This is a genomic window from Clostridium sp. CTA-7, from assembly GCF_054768095.1.
Genome location: NZ_BAAAAV010000003.1, coordinates 527409 through 553290, shown reverse-complemented (window position 1 = coordinate 553290; position 25882 = coordinate 527409). Strand labels below are relative to the sequence as shown.

The window sequence follows — 25882 nt, the reverse complement described above, 5'->3', positions numbered from 1 at the left end:
GGGGATAATATGGGGAATTTAGATTATTTAAAAATATTAGGTACATGTATTGCAACAATTAGTGCTATAGTAGCATTTTTTATATCATATTTTAATAATGAACAGAAAAAGTATTACAAGTTATCTGACGAATATTTTGAGAAAGTATTAGTAGAGTATATAAATAAATATAATGAAAATAAAACAATAAATACAGTAAAATACATAAAAAGAAATTATCAAAAGAAAGATTATTTTATACCGAGTTATGTTTTTTATTTAGTTGAAAATGATGAAAAAGAATTATTACATAAAATTTTAGTGGTAGACTATTCGAACAAATTCCCAAATGATTCAAATATAGTAAAAAAAACTATAGATTCAGTATATAAACATATGACTCTTGTTATAATATTTACATATATTCTTTGTACTTTAGCAAGTTTAATATTTGGAATAATGTACTTAAAAATATTGTTAGAAACGATATATGCTTATTATAATGAGGGGTACCATATGTTAAATAAAAATAATATTATTAGTTCTATATTTATGATAATACTAAGTATGGGATTAAGCGTTGTATCTATAAAAATGAGTAAGTTTATGATAAATAGTATACAAGATGAATACACAATGGAAAAGAAAAAGATAGAAAAAATAATAGAAAGGAAGAATGATATATATATAAAGAAAGCAAGTAAATTTTATATAGATTAGAATTTAAAAGTAACTCTAGAGTTACTTTTTTTATAAAAGAAGGTGAAATAATGAATATACAAAGCAAAATAAATAAACTACTACAAGCATTTAGAATTAAAGGATACATATTAAAGATAGATACGGAACAATTCTTATCAGAATATGAAAGTAGAATAATGACTAAGTATATTCTTTATGAGAGCCATCCTAAAAATGGAGTAGTATTTTATAGTAAGGTTAAGATGCTAATATATTTAGCAGATTTATATAAGAAGGTAGGTTCTAATAATGAATAAGGTATTAACACCTAAACAAAAGGCATTTACAGATTACTATATAGAATTAGGAAATGGTACAGAAGCTTATATAAAGGCTGGATATAATAAGAAAGGTGCTAGAGCAAATTCTGCAAGACTGATAGCAAATGATAGCATAAAACAATATATAGAAGAACGTCTAGCTAAAATAGAAGATGCAAGAATAGCCAAAGGAGAAGAAGTCCTTCAATATCTCACAAAGGTAATGAGGGGAGAAGAAAAAGACCAATTTGGATTAGATGCATCACTTCAGGATAGAACTAAAGCTGCTGAATTATTAGGTAAGAGATATAGATTGTTTGTAGATAAAGTTGAAGCAGATGTAAATCAAACAGTAGTGTTTACTGGAGAAGATGAATTAGAAGATTAGAATTTCAGTAAATAATGATTATACGAAAATAAAAATAAATAAGGTGTTATCTATTTTTATATGAACCTTAAAATAGGGTATCATTTTTTATTTTAGAGGATTTTATAATTATTTATAGAATTGTAATTATAAGGAGTTGATAGAATGAAAAACAATATACTTGAATTTGATAAAAGAGAAATAAGCATAGATGAGATAAGAGAGAATGTAGATTATTATATTAGTATGGCTAAAAAAGGATTTGAGTTTCTTAATGACAATAATAAAAAAGTAGCTATGGAAGTATTAAAAGAAATAAGAATATATATGAAAGAAGAATTTAGTTATTATAGTAAATCAAAAGTACAAAGATATATAAATGCTAATAATATGTACATGACATATTACAACGGATTATATGAAGCATTTGCAAAACAAAATAGGCCAACAGCATACGAAACATTAAGTAGCAATTTATACGATATAGAAGATTATATGAGCAATTATGGAATGGAAGTTTTCAGATAAAAATGCGATCGATTATATGTGGTAATAAAGGGAGAGGATAATATGAAATGGGATGTATTTATTTCTCATGCGTCAGAAGATAAAGAGCAATTTGTAATTCCACTTGTTGAAATATTAAAAAACTATGGAATAAATGTTTGGTTTGATAAGACTGAACTTAAGATTGGAGATAGCTTATCTAAAAAAATTGACGAAGGGCTAATCAAGTCTAATTATGGATTAATAGTCATAAGTAAAGATTTTATGAAAAAAGGATGGACAGATTATGAATTAAGATCTTTATTAAGTAAAGAAATAAATAATAGAAAGGTTATATTACTAATATGGCACAATGTTACAAAGAAGGATATAGAAGAATTCAGTCTGTTTTTAACAGATAAGGTAGCTATAAATAGTGCTAACCAAACAATAGATGATATAGCTAAAAGCATTATAGAAGTAGTTAGGCCAGATATACATAAAGTAATAACAAATTTAGCTATTTCAAAAAGATTATATAAAAATGCTGAAAATGTAGCAATGGAAGCTAAAGAAATTACTAAACTGATTGAGTATTCTGATCAAACAAAGACTAAGAAACATGAAGAGTTGGCATTGGATACTAAAATAATAATAAGAGCAATACATGAAATATTTAAAGAGGTTACAAAAGAGAAATATGAGGAAGTAATAGATATTTATAAATATAATACTAATCCTCATAAAGAAGCACTGGTTGAGTTAAAAAATGCTATATTATATTATCAATGCACAAACAAGTGTGGATATTCATTAAAGAAAAGAAAAGATATTTATAAATTAATACAAGGTCTTTCTTTATTTGGTGATAATTTTGAGTCTATTGGATTTTTCAAGTATTTAGACAAAGAAGATATAAAAAAAATAAAAAAAGCTTATTATGAATTTGAACCTGATACAAGTGAAGTTAATAGTACTATCTTATTTACAGTAAAAAAAGATTAATTGCTATATGAGGAAACTCTTAACTATAGTTTAGAATAATATTTTAAATTATTTGCGATGGAGGACTTTATGGGGAAAAGCATAGAAGAGTGTAAGTATTGCTGTGAAAAATTTGATATTGTCATACATGGCTATTTATATCCAGGATGCAGGAACGAGAAGAAGTAATATGTCCTTATTGTGATAAAGAAACTGGAAGTATAATGACAAGTCAGTTTGTTGCCACTAGAAAAATAAATGATAAATAATATTTAAAAAAGATACTATTGTTTAGTATCTTTTTTAATTTTATAGTGGGAAAAGAAGTGGGAAAAAGAAAAATGACCTTATCAAAAGGTGTTTAAACCTACTGATAAGATCATTTCTTTTAAATATTGGTGCCGGCAGTGGGAATCGAACCCACACGGTTTCCCGCATGATTTTGAGTCATGTGCGTCTGCCAGTTCCGCCATGCCGACTGACTGCAAAAATTATTATATCAGATGTGGATTAAAATAGCAAGAAGTAAAATTTTATACCATAAAAGACATTTTTTTATAAGATTATATTGTTAGAGTTATATTCATCTGTTATTATAGATATAGGATAAATTTATCCCAGTGGGTATAGATTTGTCCCGATTACTTGTAGTCTACATATATTAAAAAGGTGTTCATAAACCTAATAAGACTATAGCAATCTATAATTAGGGAGGAGATATAATATGATGTATTCAAGAGAAGTTGAAGAAATGTGCGTTGTTGCTAAGGGACCAAATCATGGGTCTGCGCCAATTCCTGTTGAAGGAAGATGGGTACAAGCTAAAGAGGTTAAAGACATTTCAGGATTAACTCACGGTGTGGGTTGGTGTGCACCTCAACAAGGAGCTTGTAAATTAACTTTAAATGTTAAAGATGGGGTAATCGAAGAAGCATTAGTTGAAACTATCGGATGTTCAGGTATGACTCACTCAGCTGCTATGGCGTCAGAAATCTTACCAGGAAAAACTATATTAGAAGCATTAAATACAGACTTAGTTTGTGATGCTATAAACACAGCTATGAGAGAATTGTTCCTTCAAATAGTTTATGGAAGAAGCCAAACTGCTTTCTCAGAAGGTGGACTACCTATAGGAGCTGGACTTGAAGACTTAGGAAAAGGTCTTAGATCACAAGTTGGTACTATGTACGGAACAGTTGCAAAGGGATCAAGATATCTAGAAATGGCAGAAGGTTATGTAACTAAAATCGCTTTAGATGAGAACAATGAAATTATTGGATATAGATTCGTTCACTTAGGAAAGATGATGGAAATGGTTGCTAAGGGAATGGATGCTAACGAAGCTATGGAAAAGGCAACAGGCCAATACGGCAGATTTGACGAAGCAGTTAGAACTATTGATCCAAGACACGAATAGTTTGAAGGGGGAAAAGTATTATGCCATTATTTGAAAGTTATGAAAGAAGAATTAATCAAATCACTCCAGTATTAGAAAAATACGGAATGACTAAAATAGAAGATGCAAAAACTGTTTGCGATGAAAAGGGTATAGATGTTTACGATATCGTAAAATCAACTCAACCAATCGCTTTTGAAAATGCTATGTGGGCTTACACTTTAGGAGCTGCAATAGCTATAAAGAAAGGTTGCACAAAGGCTGCTGAAGCTGCTGAGGCTATTGGAGAAGGCTTACAAGCTTTCTGTATCCCAGGATCAGTTGCAGATGATAGAAAAGTTGGTTTAGGCCATGGTAACTTAGGAGCTATGCTTTTAAGAGAAGAAACTAAATGTTTTGCTTTCTTAGCAGGACACGAAAGCTTTGCTGCAGCAGAAGGTGCTATAAAGATAGCAGAAAAAGCTAACAAAGTAAGACAAGAACCATTAAGAGTTATATTAAATGGTTTAGGTAAAGATGCTGCATACATCATATCAAGAATAAATGGATTTACTTATGTTGAAACTAACTTTGATTTCTACACAGGTAAATTAGAAATAGTTAGAGAAGTTCCATACTCAAAGGGACCAAGAGCTAAGGTTAAATGCTATGGAGCAAATGACGTTAGAGAAGGTGTTGCTATAATGCATCACGAAGGAGTTGACGTATCAATTACTGGTAACTCAACTAACCCAACTAGATTCCAACATCCAGTTGCAGGAACATACAAAAAAGAATGTGTTGAAATGGGCAAGAAATACTTCTCAGTAGCATCAGGTGGTGGTACAGGAAGAACTCTTCACCCAGATAACATGGCTGCAGGTCCAGCTTCATACGGTATGACAGATACTATGGGAAGAATGCACTCAGATGCACAATTCGCAGGATCTTCATCAGTTCCAGCTCACGTTGAAATGATGGGTCTTATCGGAATGGGTAACAACCCAATGGTTGGAGCTACTGTTGCTGTAGCAGTTGCTATAGAAGAATCAATGAAATAGTAAGTAAGACTTTAAAAATATAGTACACGTTATGTTAAATTTGACATAACGTGTACTTTTTTTATGCCTAGAAAGGAGTATTAATGAAAAAAAGATTAACTATTAGAAGAAATAATTTTAATACTTTTGAAGATGGGTTCGAAGAATTTATAGCTGGTTTTGTAAAGAGAGTGATCTAAAGATTTAAAAGAATATGAAGCGGGAGAATTAGTAAGTTAGGTGGGGTATATTTCTAAATATAAAGCAGTAATATAATAGTATAGTTTACATAAGTATTATAATATTATTTAAAAAGCATAATATAGACTCATAATTATATTGTTTTTTAGTATACATTTAAGGAATGAGGTTTTCTTGTAAAAACTAAATAAATAATTAATTGGAGGTTTAGATATGAATAAACTTATGCAAATTTTAGTGTTCTTAATAATAACGGTATTCTTAATTTTTAATCCTATTTCTTTAACAGGTATAAATAACAATTTAGTAAAGGCTGAAACTATTACGGATACTCCGATAGCAAATTTCATGGTAGTTTCCGACATTCATGGTTACTTAGATAATTTAAAAAATGCTATTACCGATGCAAAAAATAATAATTGTAGTGCAATAATATTTAATGGGGATTTAACAGAATCGGGAAGTGATTCTCAATACAATTCATTAATATCCACTGTAAATACAAATATAGCAAACAGTACACTTTCACCATATTATGTAACTGGTAATCATGATCTTAGATGGTTATCAGGAGGATATAATGAGGGAAAAAATAGATTTTTATCAAAAACAAATATGCCAGGTATGTATTATGATCAATGGATTAATGGGTATCATTTTATCTTTTTAGCCTCAGATCAAGATCTTAAAGATCAGGCAACACTTTCAGATACTCAATTAAACTGGTTGGATACAAAGCTTAGTGAGGATGCTAGTTCAGATAAACCAATTTTTATTTTTATACATCAAGCTTTGGTTAAAACAGTATCTGATACCTATCCAGAACAAGGATATAATAAGTCATATCCTGATGGAGTTGTACAAGATCAGCAACTTAGAAGTATTTTAAGTAAATATCCTCAAAGTATTCTTGTTACTGGTCATACTCATGCTCCTGTAACATCAAGTATGAATTTTTTCCCATCGTCATCATTTAAAATGATTAATGATGGTACTATAAAACAAAGTCAAGGTCTTCTCTTTAATATTTACAATGATAAGGTAGTTATTCAAGGAAGAGACTTCTCAAATAAAAGTACAGTATCAAGTTGGACTATTAAATATGGCGCCCCAGAAACACCTTTTGATAGTAATGCCTATTATATTATAAAAAATATTTTTAGTGAGAAAGTAATGGACGTAAGAGGTGAATCATATGCAGATGGTGCAGATATAATTCAATATTCACCTAATAATAAATTAAATCAACAATGGAAATTTGTTAGTACAGAAGATGGTTATTACAAAATTGTAAGTAGATTAACTGGAAAGGTTGTATGTGTTACTAATGATTCTCTAGATAATAATGCAAAACTATCTCAATGTACAGATACTGGTGCTGACAATCAACTTTGGAAAATTGAAGATATGGAAGGCGGAGTATATAAGTTTATAAATAAGAAGAGTAGCAAAATAATTGATGTTCCTGGAAGTTCAACTTCCAATAGCACTATCTTAATTCAATATTCAGATAACAACACAGCAAATCAATTTTGGAATATTAAGAGGGCTGAGTAAAAATGAAATTTAATTATTATCATTTTGTTAATTAGTTATGACTAAGGTTGAAATGATGTTTTTATAAAGTTTTAAAAGTGTAAGTCTCATGCATGATTTTTATAATATGTGCATGAGATTTTTTATTAAAGTAGTTAGTATATTATATCAGAATTCTAAAAGTATGAATTATTAGTAGAGTAATAGTTATTAAAACATCGTTGTTGGTATAAATAATATAGTGTGTCTATTTATTAGAGAAAATAACGATGCTATTATAAAAATAGTGACAAGCACTAAAGTTGAAAAGAAAAAGAGAAAAATGTACAAGAAAATGATGAACTATAGAAATAATAGTACTAAATAATTATGTTATAATAATTAAAATGGTATAAAAAATGTTTAACGGAGGTATTTATTTTGGCAGAGGATATTATTTTAAAACCTATAGGAATTATTCACAGTAAATTTAAGGATATAAAAAGCATGCCTATTCAACCTACTGGTGATAATGCTGATAAGGGTAGAATAGAAGTAGACTCTAAGTATTTAGAAGGACTAAAAGATTTAGATGAATTTTCACATATAATAATTATTTATAGTTTTCATAAAGCAGAACAAGTTAAACTTACTGTAAAGCCATTTTTAGATGATAATACTCATGGAGTTTTTGCAACTAGAACTCCAGTTAGGCCGAATCATATTGGAATTTCTATTGTTGAAATTGATCAAATTAATGAAAATAATATTTTTTTGAAGAATATTGATGTATTAGATGGTACACCTGTAATTGATATAAAGCCTTTTGTTCCAGGATTTGATGTACCTAAGTCAGACATTAGAATAGGATGGTTAGAAAAAAGTATACAAAATGTTGCAACAAGGCTTTCAGATGATTGATTTAAATAAAGTTTATATTAGCCTTGTGCTTAGAAAATAATCTAGGCACAAGGCTTTTTAGCACATTAAATTATCTTTTGATGTTTAAATATCATTGTAAGAATATCAATTTTCTATTATCTAAATCATTAATATTCCATTGTAAATTTCCCGAATTATAAGTCTATAATTACTCAAAAAATAAAGTTGTGTAAATATTATCACAAAAAATAATTTAAAAAAATAAAAAAATATTCGCATATATACTTGGCATTTATAGAAAAATGTTGTATTATAGTTCAGGGAATTATAAAATAAGACGAAAGAGGGATAAGATGAAGGAAACATCAAAAACAAATAAATTATTAGATAATTATTTTGGATTAACTGAAAAAGGAACAAATGTTAAAACAGAGCTTTTAGCAGGTGTTACTACATTTATGACAATGGCTTATATATTAATAGTTAACCCCTCAATACTTTCTGCTGCAGGAATGGATAGTGGAGCGGTATTTACAGCAACAGCAGTCTCAGCAGTTATTGCTACATTAATAACAGGATTATATGCTAACCTTCCTTTTGCTCAAGCACCTGGAATGGGTTTAAATGCTTTTTTTGCTTTTACAATAGTAGTACAGATGGGATATTCATTTCAATTTGCATTAACAGCAGTTTTTTTAGAAGGTATAATATTTATTCTACTAACTTTATTTAATGTTCGTGAAGCAATTGTGGATTCAATTCCTGACAATATAAAGAAGGCAATTTCAGTAGGTATAGGTCTATTTATTGCTCTTATTGGTTTAGAGGGAGCAGGAGTTGTGGTTAAAGGAGAAGGGGTTTTAATTTCTCTTGGTGATATAACACATGGACCAGCATTACTTGCTATTATAGGAATAGTTATAACAGGTATATTAATGGCTAGAAAAATAAAGGGTGCTTTATTTATAGGGATGATAGTAACAGCTATAATAGGTATTCCTATGGGAATAACACATCTTCCAGAAGCTGTTTTAAGTGCTCCACCATCAATAAGTTCTGTATTTATGAAATTTGAATGGCATAATATATTTTCAGTAGATATGGCAATAGTATTATTTACATTATTATTTATGGATATGTTTGATACTATAGGAACTTTAGTTGGAGTTACTACAAAGGCTAAAATGTTAGATAGTGAAGGTAAGGTTCCAAACATTAAGAAAGCTTTATTTGCAGATGCAATAGGAACAACAATTGGAGCTTGTCTTGGAACTAGTACTGTAAGTACTTTTGTTGAAAGTGCATCAGGAGTTGCAGAAGGTGGTAGAACAGGTTTAACTGCAGTATCAACAGCTATTATGTTTGCCTTTGCTTTATTCTTTGCTCCTTTATTTGGAGTAATAACTCCAGCTGTAACATGTTCTGCTTTAGTTTTAGTAGGTTTATTTATGTTAGAACCTATAAAGGAAATAGATTTAGAGGATTGGACAGAAGCTCTTCCAGCTTTCTTAACCATAATAATGATGCCATTAGCTTATAGTATTTCTGATGGAATAGTATTCGGAGTTGTTTCATACATATTAATTAAATTATTTACAGGTAAATATAAAGATATAACTATACCAACAGTGATAGTTGGAGTAGTATTTGTTTTAAAGTTTATAATATAAATCTGTAAGCATAAAAGCTTAGGAATAATTTATTAAATATTCTTAAGCTTTTTAATATTATAAATAAAAATGAGGGAATTTGTAATATCATAAGAATTTTTGCTATATTATAAGAATATAATATAAATAATCATTATAAAATGAAATATTATCAATAAAGTGTTAAAAAAATATCAAAATAATAAATTTATATTTAGTATAAAAATTTTAATATTGTGAGAAGATATTGAGATTGATAAAATTATTAGGAATTAATTTTTTATAATTTAACAATTGAGGAGGCACGTTATGGGAGAAGACGCTAAAAAAATTAGGTGGTATAACCTTGCGTTAATGGCCTTTGTATCTGTTTGGGGATTTGGTAACGTAGTTAACAATTTTGCAACACAAGGCTTAACCGTAGTTGTATCATGGGTATTAATAATCGCTTTATATTTTGTACCTTATGCTTTAATGGTAGGAGAGTTAGGCTCAACCTTTAAAGATGGAAAAGGTGGAGTAAGTACATGGATTAAACAAACTATGGGACCAACTCTTGCATATTTTGCAGGTTGGACTTATTGGGTTGTGCATGTGCCTTATTTAGCTCAAAAACCTCAGTCTGTTTTAATAGCTCTTGGTTGGGCTGTAAAACAAGATGGAACTCTTATAAAAGGAATGAATACACTTGTAGCACAAGGCTTAACATTAGCAGTATTCTTAGTATTCCTATGGATAGCTTCTAGAGGAGTTACATCACTAAAGAAAATTGGAACAATTGCAGGTACTTCAGTTTTCGTAATGTCTATGTTGTATATATTACTAATGGTAGCAGCACCTGCAATAAGAGGTATAGAACCTGCTACTACTAATATAACTATTAAATCAATGATGCCACAATTTAATTTTGCATATTTTACAACATTATCAATGTTAGTATTTGCAGTTGGTGGAGCAGAAAAAATCTCTCCATATGTAAATAACATGAAAAATCCAAGCAAGGAATTCCCAAAAGGAATGATTGTATTAGCTGGTATGGTTGCAGTTTCAGCTTTACTTGGATCAATAGCTATGTCAATGATGTTTGATGCAAATAATATTCCAAAGGACTTAATGATGAATGGACAATACTATGCATTTCAAAAGTTAGGGGAATATTACGGTGTAGGTAATTTCTTATTAATAATATATGCTATTGCAAATATGTTAGCTCAAATTTCAGCGTTGGTATTTTCAATAGATGCTCCGCTTAAAGTTTTAATTGCAGATGCTGATGAAAATTATATACCAAGAAGTTTAACTAAAACGAATAAGCACGGTGCTCCAATTAATGGATATATAATGACAGCTATATTAGTTGGTATATTAATAATAGTTCCAGCTTTAGGAATTGGAGATATGAATTCATTATTTGATTGGTTACTAAAGCTTAATTCAGTAGTTATGCCATTAAGATACTTATGGGTATTCTTAGCATTTATTATGCTTAAGAAGTATTCAGATAAGTTTAAGTCAGACTATAAATTTGTAAAGAATAATAAAATTGCACTAGGCTTTGGTATATGGTGCTTCTTCTTTACAGCTTTTGCTTGTATAATGGGTATGTTCCCAACTGGAGTAGAACTATACTCAAAGGATTGGTGGTTTAGAATATCACTTAATGTAATAACACCATTTGTATTATTAGGATTAGGGTTAATACTACCAAAGATTGCAAGAAAAGATAAAACTACATCTTAATAACATTAAGAGTTATAATAAACCTTTTAAAGAAATAAATTTTATCTCTTGTTGAAAATGATTTTTTGCTATGGTATAATAGTTTTAATGTAGTGAAAAATAACAATATTAAATAAAAGAGGTAGATTTATTATGAGTAATGGATTGAAGACAGGATTATACATAGTTAGTACAGTTTTAGTAGTAGGAGTAATAACAGTTTTAGCTGTGCAACTTTTAGTTTGGGTGCTACCTATTATATTAGGTTTATATATTTTCTTTAAAATAAAAGGATATATCAATAATAAAAAAGGTAAAAGCTCATCAAGTACTAGTTACAATTCAGGAGCTCAAACAAATTTTAGTAATGACTATTCAACTAAAGTTGACGATTCTGTTGGAGAAGTAATTGATGTAGAATATGAAGATGTAAATAATAAATAATAAATAATATTGTAGAACTCAGCATTTGCTGAGTTCTTCTATTATATAATAAGGGGAGGATATTGTGAATTTTAGGAAGCTTAAGATATTTTATGAAACTGCTATATACTTAAATATGACAAGGGTTGCAAAGGAAATGTATATAAGTCAGCCTTCTATAAGTCAGAGCATAAATGAATTAGAAGCAGAGCTGGGTGTAAAGCTGTTTGATAGAATAGGAAAGAAGTTATTTTTAACACATGAAGGAGAAGTGTTTCTAAATTATACTAGAAGAATACTTAATTTATATGATGAAAGTGTAAAAAGTATTAGGGATTTTGCAGATAATAAAAAGGGGAAAATAATAATTGGAGCAAGTACAACTATAGGAATTTATATATTACCAGATATAATTAAAGATTTTTCAAGTAAATTTAAAGATATAGAAATATCACTTATAATTGAAAATACAAAAAACATTGAAAAGCTAATACTTGAGAATAAAATAGATTTTGCCTATGTAGAGGGAGAAGTCCACTCTGATGAAATACATAAGGAAGTTGCTTGGAAGGATGAATTAGTATTTATTTGTGGTGATGAAAATAAACTTAAAGATTTTAATGTTGTTTCAGCTAAAACCTTAGAAAGGGAAAAGCTTATAATGAGAGAAGAGGGTAGTGGAACAAGAGAGCATACAGAGATGTTTTTAAAAAAGAATAAAATAAACTTTAATACCTTTTTAGAGCTAGGAAATACAGAAGCAATAAAAAGAACTGTTGAAGCTAACTTAGGTGTGGGATGCATATCTTATAGGGCAATAGAGGATAATTTAAACCTTGGAAAACTATTTTACTTCAGATTAGAGGAAGGAAAAATTGAGAGAGATTTATATTTTATAATGCATAAGGATAAATTTATTTCAAATAATATGAGAATATTTATAGATTACGCTAAGAAGAAATATTCATATATAAGTAATTACTTATCATAATAATAAAATAATAATAGTTTAACTTTTAATTAATAATATTTATAATTAGTCTAGAAAACAAATGATTTAATTTATATATTTAGGAGTGAACATATAGTGAAAAAAGTAAAAGGTATATTGCCAGGATTAATAATTTGTCTAGTTATAGGTATTATTTCTCAGGCGTTAGGTAAAAAATTCTCTACAGTAGGAGCTGCAACTTTTGCCATATTTATTGGAATATTAGTTGGAAATACTATATTTAAAGGAAATAAATATGATAGTGGAACTAAGTTTGCAGAAAAAGATCTTTTAAACTATTCTATAGTACTTATGGGGGCCAATTTAAACTTAAGTGAAATATTAAAGCTTGGATTTAATGGACTTATATTCATAATAATACAAATGACATTAACAATTACAGCAGCATATTGGATAGGGAGAAAACTTAAATTTAATAGAAAGTATTGTTTACTTATGGCATCAGGAAATGCTGTTTGTGGATCATCGGCTATAGGTGCAACAGCTCCTGTTATTGATGCAGATGAGTCTGATAAGGTAATAGCAATAACTATAGTAAATGTAATAGGAACTATAATGATGATTTCATTGCCTTTTTTAACAGCTTTTTTATATAATAATGAAGCACTGCACACATCAGCTTTAATAGGAGGAATTCTGCAATCAGTTGGACAAGTAATAGGTTCTGCAAAATTTATTTCAGATGATGTTGTAAAATTAGCAACTGTTTTTAAAATAATAAGAATAATATTATTAGTTGCAGTTGTTTTAGTTTATGAAAAAATAGATTTTTCTAAAGAAAATAATAATCAAGAAAATAATGATAGAATAAGTGAGAATGAAGAAAAAATTAAAAATAAATCAAATAAAAAGAAAAGAATAAATATTCCATGGTTTATTAATGGATTCTTTATAATTTGTATATTATATACTATAGGGCTAGTACCTGAATTTATATCCGTTAGCTTTAAATGGATTAGTAGTAACTTTGAAATAATAGCCCTTGCAGGTATAGGAATGAGAGTGAAAATAAATGATTTAGTAAAAGAAGGACCAAAGGCAATGCTTTATGGAGGTACTGTAGGGGTTTGCCAAGTAATTTTCGCTGTAACTCTTATTTCATTCTTATTCTAAAACTATATATAAATACTATTAAGTAAAAAATAAGATTATAAAGGTATGGCAATTTTTGCTATACCTTTATTGCACTATGAACTATATTAGTTTTATATATTTAAATATAATTGTAAAATAGAAGGTTATAATGTATAATTACTTTTAAATTATACACTTGGGGGGCTAAAAATGAATAAAATAAAGATGAAAACACCATTAGTTGAAATGGATGGAGATGAAATGACAAGAGTTCTATGGGGCATGATTAAGAAGGAACTTTTAACTCCATTTATAGATTTAAAATCAGAATATTACGATTTAGGATTAGAATATAGAAATAATACTAATGATAGTGTTACAGTAGAAGCTGCAGAAGCAATAAAAAAATATGGTGTTGGAGTAAAGTGTGCAACTATTACAGCAAATGCAGAAAGAGTTAAAGAATATAACTTAAAGGAAATGTGGAAAAGTCCAAATGGAACTATAAGAGCTCTCTTGGATGGAACAGTATTTAGAGCACCTATAATAGTAGACTCTATTAAACCTTATGTAAGCACATGGAAAGAGCCTATTACAATTGCAAGACATGCTTATGGAGATGTTTATAAAGATGTCGAAATGAAAATAGAAGGCAAAGGAAAAGTTGAGTTAGTTTATACTAATGAAAATGGAGAGGAAAAAAGAGAACTTGTTCATAATTTTAATGGAGATGGAGTAGTTCTTGGAATGCATAACTTAAATAAATCTATAGAAAGCTTTGCAAGAAGTTGCTTTAACTTTGCAATAGATACAAAGCAAGATTTATGGTTTTCTTCAAAAGATACTATTTCTAAAAAGTATGATCACACCTTTAAGGATATTTTTGAAGAAGTATTTAATAAGGAATATAAATATAGATTTAAAGAGCTAAATATAGAGTATTTTTATACATTAATTGATGATGCAGTAGCGAGGGTCATTAAATCAAATGGTGGGTATATATGGGCATGTAAGAATTATGATGGTGATGTAATGAGTGATATGATTGCTACAGCCTTTGGATCTCTTGCAATGATGACATCAGTATTAGTTTCACCAGAGGGTTATTATGAATATGAAGCAGCACATGGAACTGTGCAAAGACATTATTATAATCACCTAGAAGGCAAAGAAACTTCTACTAACTCCATAGCAACTATATTTGCTTGGTCAGGTGCTTTAAGGAAAAGAGGAGAACTTGATAATATAGATGAATTAGTTCAATTTGCAAATAATTTAGAAAAAGCTTCTCTGCAAACTATTAATGAGGGATATATGACAAAGGATTTAGCTATTCTTTCAAACATAGAAAATATAACAGTTACAAATTCTTATGATTTTATAAAAGAAATAAGAAAAAGATTAGAAAAATTTTATAAAAATAATTAAATTGTAATAATAAAATATACTAGTATTATTAACTTGAATTTTAAAATATTGCTTAGAATAAAAACAGTTAATTGGCTTAAAATATATTTAAGACAAGGAGGTGTTTTTATATGGCACATAAGAATAATAAAAATTCAAAGAAAAATAAGAAGTCAGGGCAAAAAACTAGGACAGAATTAAAGAAAATGCAAGTAGAAGTAGCTGATGAAGTTGGGTACTCTAAGGAATCTAGAAAGCTTGGAAAAAATAAGCCAAGATCTGAAGATAAACATTAAAATTTCTATAGAAAAATAAAAGGAGAATATCCTTTTATTTTTTTATAATTAGTAAAGTATAAAAATTTAAAGTTTTGAAAATGTAACTATATAAGGATTTTAGTAATTCAATGTGAAAAAGTAGATTTGTTTTATGCTTTCCTTTCTTCTCTTCAGTTTTCGAGTGAAAATATATAAGTTTACGTTGACTTGGAGCGAAGAGACGGAATAAGTAAACTTATATATTTCCACTTTCTTATAGAAATTTATTAGAAAAAATGTAATAATATTATTAATATAAGGTATAAAGAGGGGGATTCAAATGAGTGATTACACTAGAAGTATTGTAGTTAATAAACCTATAGAAAGGGTATTCAAAGTATTTATAGATTTAAACAAAAAGCAAATGCCTAAATTTAATGATAAAAATCCTACAGAAGTGAGTTATAAGAAAGTTATAAAAAATGTAGGAAAACAAAAGATCGAAATGGTAACTAGTATAACTGGGTATGAAAAAAATAAATTATATGAAGTAACAAATACAATAAATAATGATAAGTATGTTTCAAAGTATATATTTAATGAAATAGACTTAGATTCTACAGAGATAGTTTTAAATGAAAAGCAAGAAATATACGCATTTTCATCTGCTGTAGCTTTGTTCTTTCAAAAAATTACTGCAAGAAAGAAGATAAAAGCTAAGATGGAAGGTATAAAAGAGGCATTAGAAGAGGAAATTGAAAGAAGAAACAGAAGAAATAATATTTCCAAAGGTGAAGAAGAATAAAAAAAAGCTTCGGTCAAAATTTTGACTGAAGCTTTTTTGTTAAAGAGTTAAAATATTAGTAAAATTAAAATGCCCAATTTCCAGAAGTAAATATTTTAATTTCAGTATTATCACAAGTATATCCTAATATATCTAAATCATCTGTACCAACCATAAAGTCTACATGGATTATAGAGTCGTTAGCTCCTTTTTTAGATAAATCCTCTGTGCTTAAATCTTCTCCATTAACTATACAAGTTGGATAAGCTTTACCAAAGGCTAAATGACAAGCAGCATTTTCATCAAATAAGGTATTGTAAAAAATTAAGTTAGAGTTTGAAATAGGAGAATCAAATGGAACTAAAGCAACTTCGCCTAAATAACTTGCTCCTTCATCACTAGATAATAATTCTTTTAAAGATTCAAATCCTTCTTCAGCAGTAAAGTCAACAACTTTACCATCTTTAAAAGTAAGAGAGAAGTTATTTATTAGGTTTCCCCCATAACTTAAAGGTTTTGATGACACTACAGTACCATTAACTCCATCTTTTTTAGGTAATGTATAAACTTCTTCAGTTGGCATATTAGCATTAAAATCTATTCCAGAAGAACATTTTTCTGAACCGCCAAGCCAAATGTGTTCTTTAGGAAGTTCTATAGTTAAATCGGTACCCTTAGAGTTTCTAAAGCGAAGCTTTTCAAACTTGTTAGAATTTAAAAATTCTAAGTTTTTGTCTATATTGCTATTATGTTCATCCCAAGCTTTAATTGGATCCTCTTTATCTAATCTAACAACATTAAATATAACATCCCAAAGCTTAGCTATAGCTTCTTCAGAGTTAGAATCATTAAATACTTTTAATGCCCAAGCTTCAGTAGGAGCAGATACTACAGTCCAACGTATTTTATTTGCCATAGAATAATCGTAGTATTCTCTTAACGCTAGTTGACGATGCTTTTGGAATGTAGATATTTTTTCCATTGGTATTCCTTTGTAGGCATCAGGATCAAAAGCTGAAATAGATATAACAGCACATCCTTCTCTAGCATAAGAGTTATAGGATTCAGATACCCAGTTTGGGACTTCTTTTAAAGTATCAACAGAAGCATAATCAAGCTTAAGTCTTTGCAGTTTTTGATCAGCATAATGAACTATAACCTCTTTTGCACCTTCTTTGTATGCAACTTCAGCAATTGCTCTAGCAAAGTCTGAGCATTCAACTAGTGAGTTGACAAGTAAAACCTGATCTTTTTGCAAGTTAACACCTTTTTTTACAGCTAACATTGCATATTTTTGTAACATATTTTTCATATCCATGAAATCACCTCAGTTTTTTAATTTTATACTATTTATTCTTACATAATTTAGTAAAATAGTCTAGTTAAAAATATAGAGGTATAAATTACCTTGTGTATAATAATAATTATTAATATAATAGAAATACTTAGTGATAAAGGTAGGATAATCTAAAGATAGTAAGAGGTGATATTAGTGTTTAATTTATTAAATACATTAGTTGATAAAAATAGAAAATACGGGAAAGATGGAAAGCTTGCATCATACATTCCAGCTTTATTAGAAGCAAATCCTAATGATTTAGGAATATGTATAGTTGATTTAAATGGAAAAGAATATTATGCAGGAGAATGTGATACAAAGTTTACAATTCAAAGTATATCAAAGGTTGTTACTTTGATTTTAGCTCTTAAAGATAATGGAAGACACAATGTTTTTAAAAAGGTAAATGTAGAACCTACTGGTATGGGGTTCAATTCAATAGTTAACTTAGAAGTTAGAGATACAGTAAGACCATATAATCCAATGATAAATGCAGGTGCAATTGTAACAACTTCTTTAATAGACGGAAAAACAGTTGATGAAAAGCTAGAAAAGATCTTAGAATTTATAAGAACTGTAACTAACAATAAAGATATATATGTAAATGAAAGAGTTTATTTATCAGAAAAAGAAACTGGAAATAGAAATAGGTCTTTAGCATATTTTATGAAAAGCACAGGTATATTAGATGGAGATGTAGAAGAAATATTAGATTTATATTTTAAACAATGTTCAATAGAAGTATCTGCAAGGGATTTAGCTAGATTTGCTTCAGTTCTTGCAAATGATGGGGTTATACCTTGGACTAATGAAAGAATTATGTCTAGAGAAGTGTGTAGAATCGTAAAAACTATTATGGTGACATGTGGAATGTATGACGCATCAGGAGAATTTGCAGTTCATGTCGGTATACCAGCAAAGTCAGGAGTTGGTGGAGGAATTCTTGCTGCTGCTCCAAGAAAATATGGAGTAGGGATATATGGGCCATCTTTAGATGAAAAGGGAAATAGTATATCAGGACTACATGCAATTAAAGATTTATCTGAAGAATTAGATTTAAGTATTTTTTAATATTTATATATGAATTAATATATTGAAATGTGGAGATTTTTATAAGGAAAACAAATTTATTTATTAATTAAAATGTAATGATTTGTTATTGTAAAAATAGTATAATTTATATTAAACAAAGCTTTAAGGATTTAATTCCTTAATTGGAGGAAGATATGGAAAGATTATTAATTTTAGACTCTAACTCACTTTTAAATAGGGCATTTTATGCAGTTCCAGAATTAACAACTACAGATGGAATTCATACAAATGCAGTTTATGGGTTTACAAATATGCTATTTAAAATGAAGGAAGAGTTAAAGCCTGATTATATAGTTGCTGCTTTTGATAAAAAAGGACCAACTTTTAGACATAAAGAATATGAAGATTATAAAGCTGGAAGAAAGAAAATGCCGCAAGAGTTAGCTGAACAATTTCCTATTGTAAAGGAACTTTTAGGTTTATTGGCTATAAGTAAATATGAAATTGATGGATTTGAAGCTGATGATATAATAGGTTCTCTTGCAAAATATGCGGAGAAAAACGAAATTGAAGTTTACATAGTTACAGGAGATAAAGATGCACTTCAATTAGCTTCAGAAAATATACACGTTGTAATAACTAAAAAGGGTGTTACTGAGACAGCTATATATGATTATAAAAAATTTGTTGAGGACTTTGGAGTTACACCAACTCAATTTATAGATGTTAAGGGTCTTATGGGTGATAAGTCAGACAATATACCTGGAGTTCCAGGCGTTGGAGAAAAAACTGCCTATAAATTAATTCAAACTTATGGTTCTGTAGAAGAAGTATTAAAGAATATAGATAATATTAGTGGGAAAAAATTAAAAGAAAATCTAGAGAATTTTAGAGAGCAAGCTATATTTAGCAAAAAGTTAGCTACCATAATTACAGAAGTGCCTATAGAGTTTGACTTAGAAGAGATAAAAAGTCAAGAATCTTACGATAAAGATGGATTAAGAAAATTATTTTTCAAACTTCAAATGAAGTCAATGTTAGATAAACTTCCTGAAAGTAATGAAGAATTAAACATAGAAGAAGAAGAGTTAGATTTAATTACAATTAAAGATTCTAAAGAGTTAATGGGTTTATCAAAAGTCTTAAAAGATATATGCTATATTACTTATGAATCAATAAATAGTGGGAAATATTCAGAAATAGAATTAAAGAACTTTTATTTATCAAACGATGGTAAAGTATATTTAGTTGATTTTAAAGAAGTTCAAAGCTCTGATTCTAATGAAGCTTGTTTAGCTTTAAAAGAAATTATGGAAAATGAATCCCTAAGAAAAGTAATTCATGATGGAAAGTCTTTAGTTACCATATTAAATAAAATGGGTATTGCTATAAAGAGTTTTGAATTTGACACTGCAATAGCTGCTTATTTAATAGACTCAGCAAGGTCATCATATGATTTATTAACATTAATAAATGAATATTTAGGTCAAGATATAAGTGGTGATAAAGAGTTATTAGAAGGAAAGATAAACTTTAAGCTAAAAGATATTTATGAGTTATTAAAGAAAAAGATTCAAGAAGAAAAAATGGATGAACTTTATTATGAAGTTGAACACCCATTAATATTTGTTCTTTCTTCAATGGAATCTTTAGGATTTAATATAAATAAAAATATGCTGGATGATTTAGCAGTTAAATTTAAAGAGGAGATTACTAGAACAGAAAAAGAAATTTTCGCTTTATCAGAAGAGGAGTTTAATATAAATTCTCCAAAGCAATTAGGAAAAATACTTTTTGAAAAGTTAGATTTACCTGTAATTAAGAAAACAAAAACAGGATACTCAACTAATGCAGAGGTTTTAGAAAAACTTCAAGATAAGCATGAAATAATACCAAAAATAACTTATTATAGACAAATAACAAAACTTAATTCTACTTATGTGGAAGGCCTTAAGAATGTTATAGATAATGATGGACATATACATTCAAGTTTTAATCAAACTGTAACTACTACAGGAAGATTATCAAGCACAGAGCCTAACCTTCAAAATATTCCTATAAAATATGAAATGGGAAGAGAAATAAGAAAGGTATTTATACCTAATGAGAAAAATGATATTTTATTATCTTGTGACTATTCACAAATAGAGTTAAGGGTTCTTGCTGATATGTCAAAGGATGAAAATATGATAGATGCGTTTAATCATCATAGTGATATACACACAAAAACGGCCTCAGAAGTATTTAAAGTACCATTAAATGAGGTAACATCATTAATGAGAAGTAGAGCTAAGGCTGTAAACTTTGGAATAGTTTACGGAATAAGTGATTTTAGCCTTTCTCAAGATTTACACATAACTAAAAAAGAAGCTTCAGAATATATGGAGATTTACTTTGATAGATACCCTAAAATTAAAGGATATTTAGATAGTGCAATTGAAGAAGCAAAAGAAAAAGGATATGTGTTAACAATTTTAAATAGAAGAAGATTTATACCAGAAATTAAGTCTTCAAATAGAATTGTTAAGGCTTTAGGAGAAAGATTGGCAATGAATGCACCTATTCAAGGAAGTGCAGCTGATATAATAAAATTAGCTATGGTTAAGGTTTATAATAAGCTAAGAGAAAAAGGATTAGAAAGTAAAATAATATTACAAGTTCATGATGAACTTATATTAAATGTTAAAGAAAAAGAGTTTGAAGAGGTAAAACAAATAGTAAAAGAAGAAATGGAAAGTGTTTTGGAGATGAAAGTGCCTCTTGAAGTAGATATTAATATAGGTAAAACATGGTATGAAGCTAAGTAAGGGGGCTTAACTGAAAATGATTAAGATAGGGTTAACAGGAGGAATTGGTTCAGGTAAGAGTACTGTTTCAAAGATGCTTATTGATAAGGGCTTTAAAATAATTGATGCAGATACAATATCTAGAGATGTCCTTATTAAGTACCCTGAAATTCTAGATAAAATAAATATAGAATTTGGATCAGGTTTTTTCGATTGGAGAGGGGAATTTAGAAGGAGGGAATTTGGAAATCATATTTTTAGGTTTCCAAAGCAAAGAAAAAAATTCGAGGATATAATAATTCCATATATAAAAGAAGAAATTTTTAAAAGCTTAGAGGAATATGAGAAAAATGGAGAGTCTATGGTGATACTTGATGCACCAACTTTAATAGAAAATAATCTTCACCAATATATGGATTATATAATCGTAGTTTGGGTTGATAACAATACACAAATAATTAGGTTAAAAAATAGGGATAGGCTATCTAAGGATGAAGCTATAAATAGATTAAATGCACAAATATCATTAGATAGAAAAAAAGAATATGCTCATATTGTTATTGATAATAATGGAGATTTAATAAAGACTAAAAATCAGGTAGATAAAATTATTGATTTTTTAAAGGTAATTAATAAGTAAGGAGAAAATAATGAAGTTTAAGCGTATAGTAACTATTTTAATTGTAATATTAATTACTTACTTAGGAATAACATTAGTAATGAAAAAATATATATATCCTTACAAATATACTGAGTATGTAAATAAGTATAGTGAGGAATATGAAATAGATCCATATCTTGTATTGGCAGTTATTAAAACAGAGAGTGATTTTAATAAAGAAGCAGTTTCTAAAAGAGAGGCTAAAGGGTTAATGCAAATAATGGATACTACAGGACAGTGGGCGGCAAAGGAAATAGGAATTAATTATTTTATGCCATCTATGCTTTTTGATCCAGAATTAAATATAAGAATGGGATGTTGGTATTTAAAAGCATTAGAAAAGGAATTTGATAATTTAGATTTAATTCTTGCAGCATATAATGGTGGGAGTGGGAATGTTAATAAGTGGCTAAGTGATGAAGAGTATTCTTCAGATGGAGAAAGTTTAAATTATATACCATTTCCAGAAACTAAAAAATATGTTGATAAAGTAAAAGCAAATTATAACATATATAAATACTTATATAATAAATAAGAGATGCACCTATTTTGGTGCATCTTTTATTTAAATGTAGCAGTTATCCACTCATTGGTTTGATATTTTTTTTCTAATTCAAATCCGTAGCTTTCTACAATGCTTTTAACTTTGTCAAAACTCCACTCAACTAATCCAGATACAAGAAGATTACCATTAATATTTAAATGGTCTTTTATAAAATTCATAAATAATTCAGTTTCTTCTCCACCTATATTTATATAAATCCAATCATATTTATCTTTTATCTGAACTTCTTCAGTCAAAGCATTACCAACTAAAACTTCAACATTATATAATCCATTTAATGAAGCATTTAACTCAACTTCTTCTTTTACATCTCTTATATCTAGTGCAGTAACTTTAGCTGCTCCTATAATTGCAGATGCAATTGATAAAATTCCTGAGCCAGTTCCTATATCTAATACTGTTTTATTACATAGATCAATTTTAGTTAAGATTATATTTAGTAAATCCTTTGTTGTTTCATGTAAGCCAGTACCAAATGCACCTTGAGAAATAAAAGTGATTTTATGTTTATTCTTATCATTTATAACTTCATCAGGAGAAGCTAAAACCCAGTTATCATTTATATGAACTGCAGGGAAATCATAATTCTCATAATCATAATTTACCTCTTCCACAGTTATACAATCTGTTTCTAAAAGTGATGAAACATTTTCTTTAAATAAAGTTAAATTAGCATCATCTAATTCATAGGCAACTTTAATATCGATAGTGTCTACAGGTTTCTCTAAATAACCATAACCATATTCATCTGTGGTTATTTCCAAAGGACTTTCATAAAATATATTGAAGATATCATTTATTTGTAATATTTCAATTTTTTCATCTAGTTCTTCAAATTTAATTTTATAGGTTAGTATAAACATAGTTTAATCCCCCAATTTAATTAATTGTAACATTATAGAGTATAGATAGATTTTTAATTTATGTCAAGGAAAGCATTTAATTTTTACTTTCTTCTAGTAGGTGTTAAAGTTTTTTTCTTGGAGCTTTTTTTATTTGAATAAGTTTTCTTATTATTTTCTTTAGGCTTTTTAGCTACAGAAAATCCAAAGGAGCCTATAGCATTTTGAGGAAGTTTAAAGTATTCCCCATGACAATAGGAAATTAAATCACCTTTTTCAAAATGGATTTTGCCTTTATCATCTATTAAATTGTTATTTATATGTGAACCAACAACTTCAGCTATAAACATATCATGTGAACCAAGTTTGATTATATCCTTTACTTTACACTCTATAGCAACTGGACATTCATCTATGTAAGGAACGTTAACATTAGTACCTTCTTTCATGGTAAAGCCCATATCTTTTATTTTATCAAACTTTCTACCAGGCTTTACTCCACAATAATCAACAGCTTTAACCATTTTAGAGGAAGGCATATTAACGATAAATTCTTTTGTCTCTGATATATATTCATAAGATAATCTTTCAGGTCTAATTGATATAGAAAGCATTGGAGGTTTGGTACATATAGTTCCAGTCCAACCAACTGTAAATACATTATCTTTACCAGCTTTATTTCTTGAAGTAATTAGTACAACTGGAACAGGATTTAAAACAACACTACCTTTAAAATCAGTTTTATTCAATAGTATCTCCCCTTTAAAATATTTTCTTTAGGATTATAGCATATATTTATAATTATTTATATAAACAAGAGTTTAAATAAAAAAGTGGACATATGTAAGTTTACTTATTCCGTCGCTCCGCTCCAAGTCAACATAAACTTACATATGTCCACTTATAAACTGAAGGAAGGAAATTATAAAAAGTTATTCACAGGGGAATCTTTTTATAATTTCCTAAAGAATAAATAATAAAAGGCAGATTTAATCTACCTTTTATTTTAATAATAGTATCTTCTTCTTTTTCTCTTTTTCATATTTACAATTTTAACTATAAATATTATTAAAACCAATATAACAATAATTATTAATAATGATAATAAATATATAGGTAAATTTGTTTTAATAAGTTCTAAAGCAGAAACCTTTATAATCCCAGATATCTCTTCAGTATGACCTGGAGTAGAGAAAGTTAATTTAACTTCATTATCACCACTTAACTTCCAAGCATCTTTTACATCACCATTATAAGAAATTAGAGCGTTTTTATCGTTAAAATCATTTTTGTAATATTCTACATTTTCTTTTACAACTATAGGAGCCTTAATTTGTTTTTCAGGACCAAAAAATTTAAATGCTTTATAAGATAAATCTATACTACCAACTTCATCTCCAGCATTTTTATATACTTCTTTTTGTGCTAAAAATCCATAGTTAGCTATTTTTTCAGTATCTTCAAATACATTAAGTCCAGTTGCACCATATTCAGATTTTAAAACTACAGTAACTAAGTCTCTTCCATCTTTTTCATAGAAACCAACAAAGCAATGTCCTGCTAAATCTTCTGTACCAGTTTTACCACCTATATTACCATTTTTACCAAGAACTTTGTTCCTAGATTCAATTATTACTGGAGACCCTGCAAGATTTACAGTAATTTGACCAGTTTTAGGTGCCATAGTTTCTCTAACCCAATCATTTTTAAAAGCAGCAATACCTATTTGAGCTAAATCGTATGCTGTAGTTTGATTTATATCTTTATTGTTTGGGTTTAGAGGATCAATTTCTAATCCAGAAGGATTGACAAAATGAGTATCTTTAAGACCTAACTCCTTAGCTTTTTCATTCATCATAGTGACAAAGTTATCTACTGTTCCACCTACTGATTCAGCCATTAAATAAGCAGTATCATTTGCAGAGAATATCATTACAGCTTTCATTGTATCTTCTGCAGAAATTTTATCACCAGGATTCAGTTTTTTATAATAGTTAATTGATGTTTCAGTAACTTTTAAAACTGTATCACTAAAAGTTAAATAATCAGATTTTGACTTGTTTTCTGCAAAAAGTAGAGAAGTCATAAGCTTAGTTGTACTTGCTGGTGATAACTTTAAATCAGCGTTCTTTGAATAAATTACTTCACCTGTATTAATATCCATAGTTACAGCAGCTTCTCCAATAATTTCTGGAGCTTGAATATTTGTCTCTTGTGCACTAACTTTATTAGCAAAAGGAGCTAATAATGAAATAGAAAGAGCAACCGCCAGTGATTTTAATAAATTTTTTCTTTTCAATTTCATCTCCCCATTTCTAAAGATTTTAATATATGTATTCATTTAATTTAGCACATTATTAAGTATATGCTTTATACACATACTTTAAAGTATAACATCTACTTTATATAATCACAACATAAAGAAGGTTTATTAAGTGGTTTAATTTACATATAATATAAATTTAGTAATTGAACAAAATAGGAATATAAGTAGGAGGTGGT

Annotated in this window: 25 protein-coding genes and 1 tRNA gene; 21 read left to right on the top strand and 5 right to left on the bottom strand. The window is 28.3% G+C overall.

What is annotated here, in order from left to right:
- The first annotated feature begins 9 nt into the window (after positions 1–9).
- From ACYUEX_RS08740 to ACYUEX_RS08720, 5 genes are all read left to right on the top strand, one after another.
- Positions 10–699 carry a hypothetical protein gene (locus tag ACYUEX_RS08740; protein WP_460287663.1) on the top strand — a complete coding sequence of 230 codons (690 nt, stop codon included), beginning with the start codon at positions 10–12 and terminating at the stop codon, positions 697–699.
- Between the two features lie 50 nt (positions 700–749).
- Positions 750–977: a hypothetical protein gene (locus ACYUEX_RS08735; RefSeq protein ID WP_460287662.1), complete on the top strand. Its 228-nt coding sequence runs from the start codon at positions 750–752 to the stop codon at positions 975–977.
- Positions 970–1368: a terminase small subunit gene (locus ACYUEX_RS08730; protein ID WP_460287660.1), complete on the top strand. Its 399-nt coding sequence runs from the start codon at positions 970–972 to the stop codon at positions 1366–1368. Before ACYUEX_RS08735 ends, ACYUEX_RS08730 begins: the two co-directional genes overlap by 8 nt.
- Before the next feature lie 144 nt (positions 1369–1512).
- Positions 1513–1875 (top strand): hypothetical protein, encoded by a 363-nt coding sequence (locus tag ACYUEX_RS08725; protein ID WP_460287659.1) that lies wholly within the window; start codon positions 1513–1515, stop codon positions 1873–1875.
- 42 nt (positions 1876–1917) lie between these two features.
- The gene (locus tag ACYUEX_RS08720) at positions 1918–2838 is read left to right on the top strand and encodes a toll/interleukin-1 receptor domain-containing protein (RefSeq protein WP_460287658.1); all 921 of its coding nucleotides are present in this window, start codon (positions 1918–1920) and stop codon (positions 2836–2838) included.
- A gap of 375 nt (positions 2839–3213) precedes the next feature.
- Here the strand turns inward: ACYUEX_RS08720 and ACYUEX_RS08715 are convergent.
- Positions 3214–3296 (bottom strand) — tRNA-Leu (locus tag ACYUEX_RS08715).
- 245 nt (positions 3297–3541) lie between these two features.
- Here ACYUEX_RS08715 and ACYUEX_RS08710 point away from each other — a divergent pair.
- From ACYUEX_RS08710 to ACYUEX_RS08655, 12 genes are all read left to right on the top strand, one after another.
- Positions 3542–4234 carry an iron-sulfur cluster assembly scaffold protein gene (locus ACYUEX_RS08710; protein ID WP_411168182.1) on the top strand — a complete coding sequence of 231 codons (693 nt, stop codon included), beginning with the start codon at positions 3542–3544 and terminating at the stop codon, positions 4232–4234.
- 20 nt (positions 4235–4254) lie between these two features.
- Entirely contained in the window at positions 4255–5253 is a 999-nt protein-coding gene (locus ACYUEX_RS08705; protein ID WP_411168181.1) for a GGGtGRT protein, read from the top strand.
- A gap of 393 nt (positions 5254–5646) precedes the next feature.
- Positions 5647–6990, top strand: a complete 1344-nt coding sequence (locus tag ACYUEX_RS08700; protein WP_460287657.1) for an RICIN domain-containing protein — start codon at positions 5647–5649, stop codon at positions 6988–6990.
- A gap of 399 nt (positions 6991–7389) precedes the next feature.
- On the top strand, positions 7390–7869 hold the full coding sequence (tsaA, locus tag ACYUEX_RS08695) for a tRNA (N6-threonylcarbamoyladenosine(37)-N6)-methyltransferase TrmO (RefSeq protein WP_460287656.1): 480 nt from the start codon (positions 7390–7392) through the stop codon (positions 7867–7869).
- Between the two features lie 314 nt (positions 7870–8183).
- A complete protein-coding gene (locus ACYUEX_RS08690; protein ID WP_460287654.1) occupies positions 8184–9500 on the top strand; it encodes an NCS2 family permease in 1317 nt (438 codons plus the stop codon).
- 288 nt (positions 9501–9788) lie between these two features.
- Entirely contained in the window at positions 9789–11219 is a 1431-nt protein-coding gene (locus tag ACYUEX_RS08685) for an amino acid permease (protein ID WP_460287653.1), read from the top strand.
- Positions 11220–11351: 132 nt separating this feature from the next.
- Positions 11352–11642 (top strand): hypothetical protein, encoded by a 291-nt coding sequence (locus ACYUEX_RS08680; protein WP_460287651.1) that lies wholly within the window; start codon positions 11352–11354, stop codon positions 11640–11642.
- Positions 11643–11706: 64 nt separating this feature from the next.
- Positions 11707–12612 carry a LysR substrate-binding domain-containing protein gene (locus tag ACYUEX_RS08675; RefSeq protein WP_460287648.1) on the top strand — a complete coding sequence of 302 codons (906 nt, stop codon included), beginning with the start codon at positions 11707–11709 and terminating at the stop codon, positions 12610–12612.
- Positions 12613–12705: 93 nt separating this feature from the next.
- Positions 12706–13746 (top strand): YeiH family protein, encoded by a 1041-nt coding sequence (locus ACYUEX_RS08670; protein ID WP_460287693.1) that lies wholly within the window; start codon positions 12706–12708, stop codon positions 13744–13746.
- A 171-nt stretch (positions 13747–13917) separates the two neighbouring features.
- Positions 13918–15135 (top strand): NADP-dependent isocitrate dehydrogenase, encoded by a 1218-nt coding sequence (locus tag ACYUEX_RS08665; protein WP_460287646.1) that lies wholly within the window; start codon positions 13918–13920, stop codon positions 15133–15135.
- A gap of 110 nt (positions 15136–15245) precedes the next feature.
- A complete protein-coding gene (locus tag ACYUEX_RS08660) occupies positions 15246–15410 on the top strand; it encodes a small, acid-soluble spore protein, alpha/beta type (protein WP_411168172.1) in 165 nt (54 codons plus the stop codon).
- 301 nt (positions 15411–15711) lie between these two features.
- Positions 15712–16176, top strand: coding sequence for a DUF3284 domain-containing protein (locus ACYUEX_RS08655; protein WP_460287644.1), 465 nt, complete (start codon positions 15712–15714; stop codon positions 16174–16176).
- 64 nt (positions 16177–16240) lie between these two features.
- Here the strand turns inward: ACYUEX_RS08655 and ACYUEX_RS08650 are convergent, their stop codons facing one another.
- Entirely contained in the window at positions 16241–17473 is a 1233-nt protein-coding gene (locus ACYUEX_RS08650; protein WP_460287643.1) for an aminopeptidase, read from the bottom strand.
- 174 nt (positions 17474–17647) lie between these two features.
- Between ACYUEX_RS08650 and glsA the strand changes: the two genes are divergently transcribed.
- The 4 genes from glsA (at position 17648) to ACYUEX_RS08630 (ending at position 22508) form a co-directional block, all read left to right on the top strand.
- On the top strand, positions 17648–18565 hold the full coding sequence (glsA, locus tag ACYUEX_RS08645; RefSeq protein ID WP_460287642.1) for a glutaminase A: 918 nt from the start codon (positions 17648–17650) through the stop codon (positions 18563–18565).
- 155 nt (positions 18566–18720) lie between these two features.
- Positions 18721–21333 (top strand): DNA polymerase I, encoded by a 2613-nt coding sequence (polA, locus tag ACYUEX_RS08640; RefSeq protein WP_460287641.1) that lies wholly within the window; start codon positions 18721–18723, stop codon positions 21331–21333.
- A gap of 16 nt (positions 21334–21349) precedes the next feature.
- Positions 21350–21952, top strand: coding sequence for a dephospho-CoA kinase (gene coaE, locus ACYUEX_RS08635; RefSeq protein WP_460287640.1), 603 nt, complete (start codon positions 21350–21352; stop codon positions 21950–21952).
- 10 nt (positions 21953–21962) lie between these two features.
- On the top strand, positions 21963–22508 hold the full coding sequence (locus tag ACYUEX_RS08630) for a lytic transglycosylase domain-containing protein (protein ID WP_460287638.1): 546 nt from the start codon (positions 21963–21965) through the stop codon (positions 22506–22508).
- Between the two features lie 26 nt (positions 22509–22534).
- Here the strand turns inward: ACYUEX_RS08630 and ACYUEX_RS08625 are convergent, their stop codons facing one another.
- The 3 genes from ACYUEX_RS08625 to ACYUEX_RS08615 form a co-directional block, all read right to left on the bottom strand.
- Positions 22535–23401 (bottom strand): 50S ribosomal protein L11 methyltransferase, encoded by an 867-nt coding sequence (locus ACYUEX_RS08625; RefSeq protein ID WP_460287636.1) that lies wholly within the window; start codon positions 23399–23401, stop codon positions 22535–22537.
- Between the two features lie 83 nt (positions 23402–23484).
- Positions 23485–24129, bottom strand: a complete 645-nt coding sequence (locus ACYUEX_RS08620) for a flavin reductase family protein (protein WP_460287635.1) — start codon at positions 24127–24129, stop codon at positions 23485–23487.
- A gap of 257 nt (positions 24130–24386) precedes the next feature.
- Entirely contained in the window at positions 24387–25679 is a 1293-nt protein-coding gene (locus ACYUEX_RS08615; RefSeq protein ID WP_460287634.1) for a D-alanyl-D-alanine carboxypeptidase family protein, read from the bottom strand.
- Positions 25680–25882: the final 203 nt, after the last annotated feature.

Excerpts from the sequence above, each read along its gene's own strand:
- ACYUEX_RS08740 (WP_460287663.1), top strand. The coding sequence starts at position 10 with ATGGGGAATTTAGATTATTTAAAAATATTAGGTACATGTATTGCAACA.
- ACYUEX_RS08735 (WP_460287662.1), top strand. The coding sequence starts at position 750 with ATGAATATACAAAGCAAAATAAATAAACTACTACAAGCATTTAGAATT.
- ACYUEX_RS08730 (WP_460287660.1), top strand. The coding sequence starts at position 970 with ATGAATAAGGTATTAACACCTAAACAAAAGGCATTTACAGATTACTAT.
- ACYUEX_RS08725 (WP_460287659.1), top strand. The coding sequence starts at position 1,513 with ATGAAAAACAATATACTTGAATTTGATAAAAGAGAAATAAGCATAGAT.
- ACYUEX_RS08720 (WP_460287658.1), top strand. The coding sequence starts at position 1,918 with ATGAAATGGGATGTATTTATTTCTCATGCGTCAGAAGATAAAGAGCAA.
- ACYUEX_RS08710 (WP_411168182.1), top strand. The coding sequence starts at position 3,542 with ATGATGTATTCAAGAGAAGTTGAAGAAATGTGCGTTGTTGCTAAGGGA.
- ACYUEX_RS08705 (WP_411168181.1), top strand. The coding sequence starts at position 4,255 with ATGCCATTATTTGAAAGTTATGAAAGAAGAATTAATCAAATCACTCCA.
- ACYUEX_RS08700 (WP_460287657.1), top strand. The coding sequence starts at position 5,647 with ATGAATAAACTTATGCAAATTTTAGTGTTCTTAATAATAACGGTATTC.
- ACYUEX_RS08690 (WP_460287654.1), top strand. The coding sequence starts at position 8,184 with ATGAAGGAAACATCAAAAACAAATAAATTATTAGATAATTATTTTGGA.
- ACYUEX_RS08685 (WP_460287653.1), top strand. The coding sequence starts at position 9,789 with ATGGGAGAAGACGCTAAAAAAATTAGGTGGTATAACCTTGCGTTAATG.
- ACYUEX_RS08680 (WP_460287651.1), top strand. The coding sequence starts at position 11,352 with ATGAGTAATGGATTGAAGACAGGATTATACATAGTTAGTACAGTTTTA.
- ACYUEX_RS08665 (WP_460287646.1), top strand. The coding sequence starts at position 13,918 with ATGAATAAAATAAAGATGAAAACACCATTAGTTGAAATGGATGGAGAT.
- ACYUEX_RS08660 (WP_411168172.1), top strand. The coding sequence starts at position 15,246 with ATGGCACATAAGAATAATAAAAATTCAAAGAAAAATAAGAAGTCAGGG.
- ACYUEX_RS08655 (WP_460287644.1), top strand. The coding sequence starts at position 15,712 with ATGAGTGATTACACTAGAAGTATTGTAGTTAATAAACCTATAGAAAGG.
- ACYUEX_RS08650 (WP_460287643.1), bottom strand. The coding sequence starts at position 17,473 with ATGGATATGAAAAATATGTTACAAAAATATGCAATGTTAGCTGTAAAA.
- polA (WP_460287641.1), top strand. The coding sequence starts at position 18,721 with ATGGAAAGATTATTAATTTTAGACTCTAACTCACTTTTAAATAGGGCA.
- coaE (WP_460287640.1), top strand. The coding sequence starts at position 21,350 with ATGATTAAGATAGGGTTAACAGGAGGAATTGGTTCAGGTAAGAGTACT.
- ACYUEX_RS08630 (WP_460287638.1), top strand. The coding sequence starts at position 21,963 with ATGAAGTTTAAGCGTATAGTAACTATTTTAATTGTAATATTAATTACT.
- ACYUEX_RS08625 (WP_460287636.1), bottom strand. The coding sequence starts at position 23,401 with ATGTTTATACTAACCTATAAAATTAAATTTGAAGAACTAGATGAAAAA.